This is a genomic window from Veillonellaceae bacterium (assembly GCA_012523975.1).
GTDB lineage: Bacteria > Bacillota > Negativicutes > JAAYSF01 > JAAYSF01 > JAAYSF01.
This window is the reverse complement of the sequence record JAAYSF010000001.1, coordinates 26294-39198: the sequence shown is the minus strand read 5'-3', so window position 1 is coordinate 39198 and position 12905 is coordinate 26294. Positions and strand designations below refer to the sequence as shown.

The window sequence follows — 12905 nt, the reverse complement described above, 5'->3', positions numbered from 1 at the left end:
TCGCCACTAAGAACTTATTGCTAAGTTCTCCGTTCGACTTGCATGTGTTAAGCACGCCGCCAGCGTTCGTCCTGAGCCAGGATCAAACTCTCCAATAAAGTTATATTATTGGAGCCTTGATGGCTCTTATAATCAATAAAGAAATTATTAGTTGTGCTTCGAAAAGCACCGCACATCTGGCATATTGTTTAACCTTACATTGTTCAGTTTTCAAGGAACATTACCGTGATACCAGTTGATTTCACATCTGTTATCAGCGACTTTTATATGCTATCATAACTTATTTGTTATGTCAACATATTTATTTTGTAATTTTTTGTCGCCTTGTTGCGGCGACTTTTATATATTAGCACATTTATAATTAATGTGTCAATATTCCTTTTTTAGTTGTTTTTTGCAACATAATTCGCATTGACGCAGTAATTATGTTATCACAATTCCTCTATGGTTGTCAACGCTGGAAAGCAAAATAAGGCGAGCTAAAGCTCGCCTTATTCTTAATCGCGATGCCGCATATGCGGGAACAGAATAACATCGCGTATTGAGTAACTATCTGTGAGCAGCATAACCAATCGGTCAATGCCAATACCCAGTCCTCCAGTCGGAGGCATACCATATTCAAGTGCCGTAACATAATCGCGATCCATCATATGTGCCTCATCATCGCCTGATTCACGTTGGGCAACTTGATTAAGGAAACGGCCTTCCTGATCGATTGGATCATTCAGCTCAGAGAAGCCATTTGCCATTTCGCGAGCAAAAATAAAGGCTTCGAAACGATCGGTGATTTCAGGATTATCTTTATTACGCTTAGCCAATGGCGATATTTCTGTCGGATGACCAGTTATAAAAGTCGGCTGAATTAGATGTTCTTCAGCAACTTCTTCAAAAACTTTATTTAAAATGCCACCAATGCCGTCTTTAGGTTCGTATTTTACATTAAGCTTGTCAGCAGCCGCGCGGGCTTCTTCAAGTGTTTTAATTTCGTCAAAATCAACGCCGCTAAACTTTTTAACAGCCTCCGGCATCGTCATCCTGTTCCAAGGCGGAGCCAAATCAATCTCAGTACCCTGATAAGTTATTTTGGTTGTACCAAGCACTTCTTGGGCTATACCCGAGATAAGCTCCTCAGTCATACGCATAACATCTTCATAGTCAGCATAAGCCTGATAGGTTTCAACAAGCGTAAATTCCGGATTGTGTCTCACTGATATTCCTTCATTACGGAATACGCGGTTAAGCTCGTAAACCTTCTCAAAACCACCGACAATCAGCCGTTTTAGATATAGTTCGGGCGCAATCCGCATATAAAGTGTCATATCCAACGCGTTATGATGCGTAACGAAAGGTCTCGCCGCTGCCCCTCCGGCAATTGGATGCATCATTGGGGTTTCAACCTCTAAAAATCCGCGGTCGTCTAATAAACGACGCAGAGATTTTATAATCTTGCTACGTAATACAAAGGTTTTTTGCACCTCGGGATTAACAATAAGATCAAGATAACGCTGACGATAGCGAGTTTCAACATCTTTCAGACCATGCCACTTTTCCGGCAGTGGTCTTAACGCCTTTGCCAAGAAATCAAACGCAGTAACTTTGACGCTAATCTCGCCACGATTAGTCCTGAATACAGTTCCTTCTATCCCTACCAAATCGCCAATATCCAAAAGCCGGAAATTTTCGTATGCTTTATCTCCGAGAACATCCTGTCTGAAATAAACCTGGATTTTGCCAGACATGTCCATTACATGAGCAAAGCTGGCCTTTCCGTGTCCACGGATAGCCATCAATCTGCCTGCTACTCTTACAGTTTGCCCCTCTAATTGCTCAAAATTGTCCAGAACTTGCTGGGCGTGGTGAGTAGCGTTATATTTACGGCCAAACGGCTCAATTCCCTGAGCCTCAATAGCCGCCATTTTCTCGCGGCGGACTTTCATTAGTTCGTTCAATTCTTCAGTTGATTGAAGTTGTTCGTTTTGGTCTGACATAAATTCTCCCCAACTGCCTTTCCTGTGTAAACCTTATTTGATGCCGATAACCTCATATTTCAGAACACCGGCGGGTACGTTGACTTCAACGATGCTGCCAACTTTTTTGCCTAAAATTTCCGCACCGACCGGTGATTCATTGGAAATTTTAGCCTCTGTAGGATCAGCTTCAGCTGAACCAACAATTGTATATTCAAGTTCATCGCCAAATTCAAGATCTTTTAAAACGACGGTTGATCCAATAGCGACAACGTCTGATTCATTCTTTTCAATGATTTTGGCGTTACGGAGCATTTTTTCGAGAGTCAGAATTTCACCTTCAATGAAGGCTTGTTCGTTTTTAGCATCCTCATATTCAGAATTCTCACTAATATCACCAAATTCAATCGCCTGCTTAATTCGCTCTGCAACTTCACGACGCCGAACTGATTTCAAATGCTCTAATTTATCCTCAATTTTCTTTAAACCCTCAGCAGTAAGAATAGTTTGCTTTTCCACCATATCCTCTTGCTCTCCTTTGTCATTGAATTACCACGATTTCCTCTGAAATCTTCTTAGACATCTTATGCAGGTTTAATCAGTTTTGTTAGTACTTAAATAACATTAGCTGATTTGGCAATATAAATAGTGTCAAGTGAAAAACTTGACACTTTACTAGTCCTTCTCTCTGCAATCATTATAGGCATTTAGTATTACTTTGTCAATATTTTCTAACTAATTACCCTCCTTTGAATATCAATCTTGGCAGCGGCATTAGCCTTAATCTGCTCAATTTCTTCAGGAGCAATAGCCCTTTCAAAACTGCGGAATCCAGCCAATTTAAAGCCATGTTTATTGGCAAGCTGTTCTATTGTTTCAATTTGCTTAACAGTTAGTGCTCTGCCTAACGTGAAATTCTCGTAGCGTTTTTCTAAGGCCAAGATCATCGTTTCAGCCATGCAAGCATATGCCATGCCAGGCGGGAAACCAAAATTTAAGCCAAAATCAACATCTCCAGGGACTTCAACAACCCCACCCTCAATAACTAAAATATCATTTCGCATTTCTGCAACGCTCCGCGATACATTGCGCGGCCTAGCGACATCACAGACGATTGCGCCAGGTTTCAAGTCTTCAGGCTCAATAATGCTATCTACTGCGCTCGTTACAGCAATAATAATATCGGCTGATTTTAGAGCGGTTTTAGTATTTGCTGTTACTCTCACAGCTAATCCTGTCGTCCGCAAAATCTGCTCAGCAAGTTTTTCCAATTTAGTTTCATTACGGGCAGCCAAGGTGAGATAGCGAACTTCACGAGCCAGAATTTGCGCACAGGCAGCACCGATTGACCCGGTTGCTCCCAGAACAACGACATTGGCCTTTTTCATGTCGGTTCCCATAATCTTGGCAGCTTCACGTGTACCTTGCAGGGCGGTTGCTACCGTATAGCTATTCCCTGTTGTGACAGCAATATTCAAATTTTTAGCGATAGTGATGCCGGCATCACCGACAACCGAAGTAAAAGCTCCTAAGCCAACTATCTTCGCCCCTAGCTTTTCAGCTACCTTACCGGCTTTTATAATCCGCTTTATTACATATTCTTCGGGCATTTCCACCATCTGCCGGGAAGTAAGCGGACAGGCGACAAACGCTCCTTCAGCCTGCGCATGAGACGATTCTATACCTGTTATAGTCGATGCCTTAAACGGCGGTATTATCTTTAATATTCTTTCAATTAATCCATCCGGCCAATTTTGGGCAAAAGGAAATTTGCGGCCAAAGTCTTTCGCGGCGAGCGGATGTAGCATAAAAGCAAATTTTTCCATAATGATTCCCCTTTCATTGAAACAACCGCTTGATTCGCGGCTCCAGCCCTAAATCATCCAGTAAAGCTTCATAATCTTTGACTGTTAGTTGTGCTTGTGGCTTTCTAGCTAGAGCAACCAGTACACCCTCTAAAACATTTGTGCCGAATGAACGTCCGCCAAGATCCGGAGTTGTGGTGACGAGAGTGTGTACCCCTCGTTCTGTCAACAAACTCTCATCATCTTTTGTAACAGTATTGGTAATTACCGTCTTGCCGAGTAATTTGCCAGGCATATGCCGTCGTATGTAGTGAAAATCCCCGGCTATAATATCAGCCTCAGTAAAATACTTTTCAAAGCGCGGCGCATGCTGCAGCTGGTTATCGCCGGTCGGATAAAACATGCTGACCGGCAGTTTTGTAATAATCGGAGCGGCTATTTTTGCTAACCGAGTCAAACCATCCATGGTACAAATTGGAATGGGCAAACCCAGTCCAAATAACAAATCGCCAAAAACCGTCTTGCAGCCCGCCTCGACTAGCGCCTCAGCTAAACCAAATCGGTCTACGGCGCAAACAATAAGCGCTGGCTTATCCCGAAAATTTAGACCATGCTTTTCGGCTAGCGTTTTTACAACACGGCGCTCAAGAGTGTTTTTCAAACCGCTGCCGTCGACTATAGGCGTCTTTTGGGCAGCAGCCGCAATTCGGGCTGACTCACGGAATGTATAACGCTTACCGCCGGCAAAAATATATAAATCAGTCCCCCCCATACCGATAGCGTCAACCTTGCCGTCGAGTTCGCCAATAAGCGCAATCGCCTTTTCTTTATCCCCATCGGTGCCAATCCGTTCAATTGAAAAAGTCTGTCCGCCAAATTCAGTAACTACCTGATGATTACGTTTGGACGATCCTAGACTGACACTTACGACTTTCTTCATATAAAAGCCCCCTGATAATATGCTGTTACTGCAGCTGGTGAATGATTTCCCGCACTGTTTCCGGATCTACGTACTTATCATCCGCAATAGGCGATTCGCCAATCTCCACCCCGATAACTTCCTTATCAAGAAGCGTTTCCATCAGTTTTATCCGCATATTGGAACCCAGCATAATGACAATATCATATTTACGCAACGTTGCAATAATCTTCATGATATCATTGAATAGTTCTAGACCTGTTTTGGTTTCAACAAAATTCCAGCGTTCTTTTTCCGAGAGCAGCAGGGAAAAATCAATACCCTCCTGTCTTGCAATTTGTTCAAGTTCTTCGCAATTTTTAATTGGAAATCCCACTAGCGCCACTACCCCGCCTTTGCGGACCTCGCCTAAGGTTTCCAGCTTAGAAATCACCGTGCGATCAAGACCTACGCGATTAGCTGTCTCTTGCTGCGAAAAACCTTTGCTGCGCATTTCTAAAACGACGTCTATTACGCGATGAATTTTTTGTTTATTGATTATTTTTTCCCCAATCCTATACAACATCGGTGATCATCTCCATGAGCAATGCCCGTATAGTATATGTACACAGCCTTGTGCACATTCATATTTTAGCATTTTTTATAGAAATTCTCAAATAAAAGGTCAATCCTACCAATTAACAAAAAAAGATGATGGACACTACCCCCATGGATCGGAGGGAAAACGCCCAATCACCTTCTTGCAGATTTCAATTTTTAACGGTGTATCATCGTGACTCATTCCCTTTTTAAGACCCTGCAGCACTCTAACTCCAGGCTGCATGGTAAGCTCTAAATCCTGAGTCAGTTTTGACATTGTCGCCCGCCGCGCTTTTGTAAGCGATTCGGTTAACGAGTTACCGGCCGCGACATTGCTTACAAAGGTTTGCGCTAAATAAAACTGCGCCAGACTAGTCATCGGGTTGCCGCAAGCACCGCTGGCGGTAAGTCCCAAGACTTCTGGCAGATTATATTTGATACTGGTTTCAACAGAATGCTTTAGTTCCGCAGTTTCTTTAGTCATTGCTTCAAGCAAAGTTTTCGCGGTGCAAAGCCCGTAAGTTTTAAGTGCTCTGATTACTGCATGTTCAATAGTATGAGCATGTTCCTGTTCAACTAATCCGCCCAAGTTAGCCTTAATTGATACCTCTTTGCCGCTTTCTAAATCAGTGCCGTAGAGCGTTACGGGAATATCAGTCTTGCTACGAAATTCTGTATAGCCGCCGGCAGGCATCCAGCCTGCTCCTGAAATACTGGGGTATTCTTTCCGCATCTTTCTTAAATCGATTGTCTCAATATCGGCAGAAAGCAGATATGAGCCTGCAGTTTTAAGAGTATGCCAACGCGCCCGGTCACGTCCTTCCAGTTCGGCCATAACAACCGGAATTTGTGTACCATCCTCACTAACAGCCGTCCGCGAATCAATATCCATAATGCGGGCAATTACCCCGACCGGATAAAGTGACTCACTGTCAACAATCCATGGGCATACCAGTACATCGCGTCCTACACCAACATCGTGCAGAATTTGACCGCCCTGTTCAAGAATGAACATGCCAGTTATCTTTCCGCCATGCGGGCGAGGTAATATTCCATTGGCTACAGGCATAATGAGCATTTGCTGCATAATTCACCTCTATGGATACAGGTATGGACTTCGCTAACTAGTTAATGATTTTAGCTGATCAATTATTTTGAGAAAACTTTCTTTTGTCTCGGCTTGGTTAAAGCAGTGGCGGAGTTCAGCAGAATGCGGGAGACCTTTTGTATACCAAGCGGCATGCTTGCGCATCTCGCGAATTCCTATGTACTCACCTTTATGCTCTATGACCATATCGAGATGCCTTAATATTAACGCCAGTCGCTCATTCATGGTCGGCGGCGGCAGCAGTTCGCCGGTGTTAAGATAATGCACAATTTGGCGGAATATCCAAGGATTACCTTGCGCTCCTCGCCCTACCATTATGCCATCACAGCCTGTCTCGGTCAACATTTTGGCAGCATCCTGCGGCGAACGGATATCGCCATTGCCAATGACCGGAATGTTGACTGCCTCTTTGACAGCTTTAATAATTTTCAAGTCAGCCGTTCCGGTATAAAACTGCTCACGCGTCCTGCCATGTACAGCGATAGCCGCCACACCAGCCTTTTCAGCAAGCCTAGCCATATCAACGGCATTTACCGAAGATTCATCCCAACCTTTGCGAATCTTAACAGTGACTGGCAGGTTTACTGCCCTCTTTACACTGCACATTATTTCGAAGGCTAGCTCAGGTGTACGCATCAGTGCCGCCCCTTCGCCGTTTCGGACAATTTTAGGCGTCGGGCAGCCCATGTTAATATCAATTATATCGGCGCCGGCCTTTTCAACAATTCGCGCGGCGCTAGCCATGCTGTCAGGTTCCGAGCCGAATATTTGAATACTTACCGGCCTTTCGCGGTTATCAATCTCCAACATATTCACTGTATGACTGTTTTGATATATTAGTCCTTTATCACTAACCATCTCACTATAAACTAAGCCGCAGCCCATTTCTTTAGCTAACACACGAAAGGGTAAATCAGTAACGCCAGCCATCGGAGCCAAAATAACCGGATTAGAGAGCACTATATTGCCAAGCTGCATATTGTTAATAACCCTCCAAAGCACTTAGCACTTGGCTTAAGCTTACGCTGCTGCCAAGTGCCCGATTTTAATATCTATCAAAAATATTATCTGACAATATACATAACTCTATGAGTTTCTTTCATATAAAATCCTTAGACCTTCTAAGGTAAGGAAATGATCGACAATATCGATAGTGTTGGACTCCTGCGCAATCAATTTAGCTAAACCGCCTGTTGCAACAACACGGGCATCCGCTTTTAATTCGACTTTCATCCGCCGGACAATTTCATCAACTTGTCCTGTAAACCCGAAGATTATTCCGGATTGCATACTGGTAATTGTATTCCGACAAATGACACTTTTAGGTTTCACAAGTTCAATACGGGGCAATTTAGCTGCCCGTTGGAACAATGCCTCAGTCGATATTCTAATACCTGGCGCAATAGCACCGCCCAGATAGTCGCCGTTTTCAGCGATTGCACAAAAAGTAGTAGCCGTACCAAAGTCAATAACAATGAGCGGTCCACCAAACTTTTCAAGTGCGGCAACGGCGTTGACAATGCGGTCAGCCCCAACTTCACGCGGGTTTTCATATCTAATACACATGCCGGTTTTGATTCCCGGGCCTACTACTAGCGGTTCAACACCAAAGTATCGCTGGCACATCTTAACGATGGGTACAACGAGCGGCGGAACAACAGACGAAATAATAACGGCATTAAAATCTTTCATAGTCAAACCTGCATAGTTAAATAAGCTATTTAACAGCATGCCATATTCATCGCCGGTTTTGATCCGATCTGTTGACACCCGCCAGTGATGCAGCAGTTCTTTTCCGTCATACGCCCCAAGAACAATGTTAGTGTTGCCGATGTCAATTACTAAGAGCATATAAGTCCTCCAGTTTCAGTTTAAACATTACTTTATTAATCCAGAACGAATGAGCGCTTGCCGCACCCGTGTTCCAATATAGGCGGCCATTAAAGCCTTAACAATATCAAACGGCATAAACGGTACAACAGCTACCGATACCGCTGTTTTTAGGGTCATAGGCTTATTAAGAAAATATTTAAAACTGGCCATAAAACCGCCAACTCCTATAATATACGCCGCAACGAGCCCAGTCAACATATAAATAGCTGTTCGCCCGGTAGTCAGCTTGGAATTTTCGGCGAGCCAGCCAACCAAAAAAGCTGCAATAATAAATCCGAATAAAAATCCGCCTGTCGGACCGGCCAAAACAGCCAAACCGCCTTTTCCCTGCGCAAACACCGGCAGGCCAAAGCTTCCTAATAACACCCAGACAGCTACGCTAATAGACCCAAGACGACTGCCGAGAACAATGCCAGCCAACAGCACGAAGAAAATCTGTAAGGTGTGAGGCACCGGGCCAATTGGAATAGCTATCTGTGAACTTAGCGCCAATAGAGCGGCAAATAACCCTGCTAAAATCATGTTTCGTGTTGTCATTACCCCAACTGCCTTTCCTGTAAAACTACTTTTTTGCGCTGGGGCGAATGGAAACATCTCCGGCCAAAACTCGTTCAATGCTGTCTCCCATTTTCACTAATAATGCCCCGTCATCGTCAATATTAACCGCTATTCCACTGAATCTACGATTGAAGCCAACTACATCGACAGCCTGACCCAGTGTAATCGACTGAGCCCGCCATTCATCAAGAACAGCTTTAAAACCTTCTGATGTCGCTATTTGATATATATCTTCAAGCTGCTGCAAAATCGCGCTTAATAACTCAAGCCGATCAACCGGTTTTCCGGATGCCAACGCAACTGATGTTGCAATTTCAGCGATATCATCCGGAAATTCACCTTCAGCAATATTTACATTAATCCCCATGCCAAGAACGACATAATTTATGGCATCCATCTCAGCGCTCATTTCAGTAAGAATCCCGACTAATTTGCGTCCTTGATAAAGAATATCATTAGGCCATTTTATACCGCAGTCAATTCCTGAAACTTGCCGAATAGCTTTATTAATGGCTACTGCCGCCATCAATGTGCATTTAGGAGCCTCTTGGGGGCTAAACTTTGGTCTTAGTACAACCGACATCCAAATACCTTTCCCCCAAGGCGAGAACCATCCGCGTGATAATCGGCCCCGACCGGAATTTTGAGCTTCAGCTACCACCAGTGTACCTTCCGGACAGTCGTTTGCCGCCAATAACTTGGCCTCATTATTAGTGGACGCAACATTATCGAAATAACGAATTTCCCGTCCGATTATTTGTGTTGTAAGCCGGGAACGAATCTCTTGGGGCAGTAGCTTATCCGGCGTTTCGTTAAGCCGGTATCCCCGCCGTGAATGAGCTTCGATACCATAACCCGCTTGCTTTAGTTCCTGAATATGTTTCCAGACAGCTGTTCGCGATACGCCTAAACCGCCGCTTATTTCCTCCCCGGATACAAATTCATCCGGACGATGGCGCAATAGTTCTAAAATTTTGGCCCGCACCGCAATCACCTCTTGTACACTTTTTTATCCGATGAAGTCCCTGGATAATTTCGACTAGAATTCAGGTGGCGCTAAAACGCCATCTGAATTAAGTCTCCATTTATTTAGTGTCTATTATAATTGTTATCCGGAATAATTTCCAGTGTTAACAATATTTTTTAGCGGATTTCACCATGTTTTTCAGCTGATTTTATTTCCACGATTTTATTGTTGTCATCAAGGAAAACCACCGTAGGCTGGAAGTCGCGGGCTTCTTTGTTATCGATAATGGCGTAAGTGATTATTATGACTTTGTCACCAGGCTGGACGAGACGGGCGGCTGCGCCATTCAAACATATTACGCCGGAACCGCGTTCACCAGGAATAACATAGGTCTCCAGGCGGGCACCGTTATTGTTATTAACAACCTGAACCTTTTCATTAATAAAAATGTCGGCGGCGTCCATTAAATCTTCATCGATAGTAATGCTGCCGACATAATTTAAATTAGCTTCGGTAACAGTAGCGCGGTGCAGTTTTGATTTAAATATATTACGAAACATCTTTATCCTCCCATATGATATTATCAATTAATCTGGTTTTGCCAAATTTAACAGCAAGTGCGATTAGCGCCTTATCTTCGACTTGTTCTAAGTCTTCTAGGGTAACGGTATCGCAAACACCGATATAATCGATGTCCGCTAAGGGCTCAGCCTTAATAATCCCCTCAATAGTCTGTTTGATAACAACAGCGTTTTTTTCGCCGTTATTTAATAGGTCATCTGCCACTTTAAGAGATTTACTAAGTACCAGCGCGGCCTGTCTTTCTTCTGGCTGTAAATAAACATTGCGCGATGACATCGCAAGGCCGTCAGCTTCACGCACAATCGGGACAGTGACAATCTTGATATTCATATTCAAATCGGTAACCATCTGCTTAATTACAATGACCTGCTGGGCATCCTTCTGACCAAAATAGGCAGCATCAGGGCATACAAGATTGAATAGTTTAGTTACAACAGTAGCTACCCCGCGGAAGTGCCCCGGTCTAACCGCGCCGCATAGCTTATCGGTAATTTCGATAAGATCGACGAAGGTCTTTATGTTCTGAAAACCCTGCGGGTACATCTCGTCCACTGCGGGGGCAAAGACAATATCCACACCGGCTCCAGCCGCCAGTTTGCTGTCACGTTCAAGGTCGCGCGGATAAACCGCATAATCTTCATTAGCTCCGAATTGCAATGGATTTACAAAAATGCTGGAAACCACAATATCTTGCTCAGCTTTAGCCTGGCGCATAAGCGATAAATGACCTTCATGCAAATAGCCCATTGTCGGCACCAAGCCAACCGATTTACCCTCGCATTTTGCAGTACGAATAAGCGCACGCAGTTCGTCCACCCGTTTAACAATTTTCATCATAATTCCTCCACCATTAAATTAGAGCAGCATCAAATAGAAAAGCCTTCCTGTAGAGACAGAAAGGCAGAAAATGGCTAATGGCGCCGTGTCCGTCTCAGTCTCATAGATCCAAGCGGTTAAAACTATTTTGTTCTAAGCTCCTTGCCCTTATCGGTGCGACTCGTTTAGATGCCGCCCTTAGGCTTAACACTGCTATAATAGCATTTTTACAAAAAGCAGACAAGACGAAACTATAAAATACTTAACAAAGAACTATTTGCTGATTGCTAAACAATGATTCCCACCGCACGCAATTGCAACAATTTTTTCGGCTGAGCTGTCTACCGCAGTCGGCAGACTAATGTTTTCATTTGTACCATTGCCTAATTGGCCAAAAACATTGAGACCCCAGCAGCAAATAGTATTATCTTCCTTAAGAGCTGCTGCATGAAATGCTCCGGCGGCAAGATTTTTAGCTCCTGTCAAATTCCTTACCTTCACCGGCGAATTCGAATCAATGTTTACGCCATTCCCCAATTGCCCGGCTAAATTTGAACCCCAAGCCATAATATTGCCATTATCAAGCAAAGCCTGACTATGACTGCCGCCACCGGCAATGGCAACAACATTGGAAGGTAAACCTTTTACATTAACCGGACGCAAACTATTATCGTTACTACCATTTCCTAGCTGACCGGCAGTATTAAGGCCCCAGGCCATTACCCTACCGTCAGTCAGTAAGGCCAGACTATGGAAAGCGCAACCGGCTACGGCTACTACCCCTGACAAGTTAAAGACTTCATTCGGGGCAGTCCTGTCAATTACATCTCCTTCTCCTAGCTGCCCATTGTTATTGCTGCCCCATGCTTTAACTCTTCCGTCAGCAAGGACGGCCAAGCTATGAAACCCGCCGGCCGATATGCCTACGGCATTATGCAGCAGCGCTACCTGTGCCGGATAATTACGGTCAGATTTTATGCCATCGCCGAGCTGACCGTTATAATTGCGACCCCAAGCCCAAACAGTTCCGTCAGCCTTAAGTGCTAAGCTGTGCGCCGCGCCGGCAGAAATAGCAACTATTTCGGAAAGCCCTTTAACTGCTACAGGCGTCGGGCTGTTCTCGCTAGAACCACTGCCAAGCTGACCATTGGCATTAAGCCCCCATGCCATAACCGTTCCATCGGCCAGCAACGCCAAACTATGTGAACCGCCGGCTGCAACCGAAATAACCCCGTCTAAATTGTTAACAGGTATTGGCACCCTGCTATCTATCTTAGTACCAACCCCTAATTGACCGAATATATTAGCACCCCAAGCTAATACCTTTCCGCCTTTGTATCCCATCCAAATCACTCCCTGTATATATCGACTGACTGTCCAAACTTCTTAGAGATTATATTATCCCCTTAGAATCACTTAGGACACTAAAAAAAATGGGCCTTTCGGCGCCAATAAACATTAAATGATGCTAATAGCACAAGATTTTACTCACAAAGAACTCCGTCATTGAGCAGATTTTCGTCAGACTCCCAAGTTTCGACAATTGCCTTTGCTGTGCGACAATCAAAACCCATGCCCATTAGATAGCTCATTAACGCCACTTCTATTAGAACATGCCTGGTATTTTGCGTATTAATCTCCCGCAGGCCATGGCGAACGGCAGGTTGCACTTGGAGTAGAAAATTACAGGCGTTCAACGAATTAGCCCTAG

General features: G+C 44.2%; 14 protein-coding genes and 1 rRNA gene. All 15 read right to left on the bottom strand.

Features of this window, described 5'->3' with window-relative positions; genetic code table 11:
• Nucleotides 1-100 (bottom strand): 16S ribosomal RNA (locus tag GX348_00205); the annotation flags it as partial.
• Between the two features lie 397 nt (nt 101-497).
• Complete coding sequence (gene lysS / locus GX348_00200; protein ID NLP40620.1) at nt 498-1988, bottom strand: lysine--tRNA ligase; 1491 nt, start codon at nt 1986-1988, stop codon at nt 498-500.
• Between the two features lie 33 nt (nt 1989-2021).
• Nucleotides 2022-2489 carry a transcription elongation factor GreA gene (gene greA, locus GX348_00195; GenBank protein NLP40619.1) on the bottom strand — a complete coding sequence of 156 codons (468 nt, stop codon included), beginning with the start codon at nt 2487-2489 and terminating at the stop codon, nt 2022-2024.
• A 209-nt stretch (nt 2490-2698) separates the two neighbouring features.
• A complete protein-coding gene (locus tag GX348_00190) occupies nt 2699-3793 on the bottom strand; it encodes a shikimate dehydrogenase (GenBank protein ID NLP40618.1) in 1095 nt (364 codons plus the stop codon).
• A gap of 13 nt (nt 3794-3806) precedes the next feature.
• On the bottom strand, nt 3807-4712 hold the full coding sequence (locus tag GX348_00185) for a quinate 5-dehydrogenase (GenBank protein NLP40617.1): 906 nt from the start codon (nt 4710-4712) through the stop codon (nt 3807-3809).
• Nucleotides 4713-4737: 25 nt separating this feature from the next.
• Nucleotides 4738-5256 carry a transcriptional regulator gene (locus tag GX348_00180; GenBank protein NLP40616.1) on the bottom strand — a complete coding sequence of 173 codons (519 nt, stop codon included), beginning with the start codon at nt 5254-5256 and terminating at the stop codon, nt 4738-4740.
• A gap of 135 nt (nt 5257-5391) precedes the next feature.
• On the bottom strand, nt 5392-6357 hold the full coding sequence (locus GX348_00175; protein NLP40615.1) for a hypothetical protein: 966 nt from the start codon (nt 6355-6357) through the stop codon (nt 5392-5394).
• A gap of 33 nt (nt 6358-6390) precedes the next feature.
• The gene (gene dusB, locus GX348_00170; protein ID NLP40614.1) at nt 6391-7356 is read right to left on the bottom strand and encodes a tRNA dihydrouridine synthase DusB; all 966 of its coding nucleotides are present in this window, start codon (nt 7354-7356) and stop codon (nt 6391-6393) included.
• Between the two features lie 108 nt (nt 7357-7464).
• Complete coding sequence (locus GX348_00165) at nt 7465-8229, bottom strand: type III pantothenate kinase (GenBank protein ID NLP40613.1); 765 nt, start codon at nt 8227-8229, stop codon at nt 7465-7467.
• Between the two features lie 27 nt (nt 8230-8256).
• Complete coding sequence (locus GX348_00160) at nt 8257-8808, bottom strand: biotin transporter BioY (protein NLP40612.1); 552 nt, start codon at nt 8806-8808, stop codon at nt 8257-8259.
• A 25-nt stretch (nt 8809-8833) separates the two neighbouring features.
• The gene (locus GX348_00155; GenBank protein ID NLP40611.1) at nt 8834-9814 is read right to left on the bottom strand and encodes a biotin--[acetyl-CoA-carboxylase] ligase; all 981 of its coding nucleotides are present in this window, start codon (nt 9812-9814) and stop codon (nt 8834-8836) included.
• Between the two features lie 158 nt (nt 9815-9972).
• Complete coding sequence (locus GX348_00150) at nt 9973-10356, bottom strand: aspartate 1-decarboxylase (protein NLP40610.1); 384 nt, start codon at nt 10354-10356, stop codon at nt 9973-9975.
• Nucleotides 10346-11212: a pantoate--beta-alanine ligase gene (locus GX348_00145; GenBank protein ID NLP40609.1), complete on the bottom strand. Its 867-nt coding sequence runs from the start codon at nt 11210-11212 to the stop codon at nt 10346-10348. Before GX348_00145 ends, GX348_00150 begins: the two co-directional genes overlap by 11 nt.
• Before the next feature lie 255 nt (nt 11213-11467).
• Nucleotides 11468-12538 (bottom strand): hypothetical protein, encoded by a 1071-nt coding sequence (locus GX348_00140; protein NLP40608.1) that lies wholly within the window; start codon nt 12536-12538, stop codon nt 11468-11470.
• 140 nt (nt 12539-12678) lie between these two features.
• Nucleotides 12679-12864, bottom strand: coding sequence for a hypothetical protein (locus tag GX348_00135; GenBank protein NLP40607.1), 186 nt, complete (start codon nt 12862-12864; stop codon nt 12679-12681).
• Between the last annotated feature and the right edge of the window lie 41 nt (nt 12865-12905).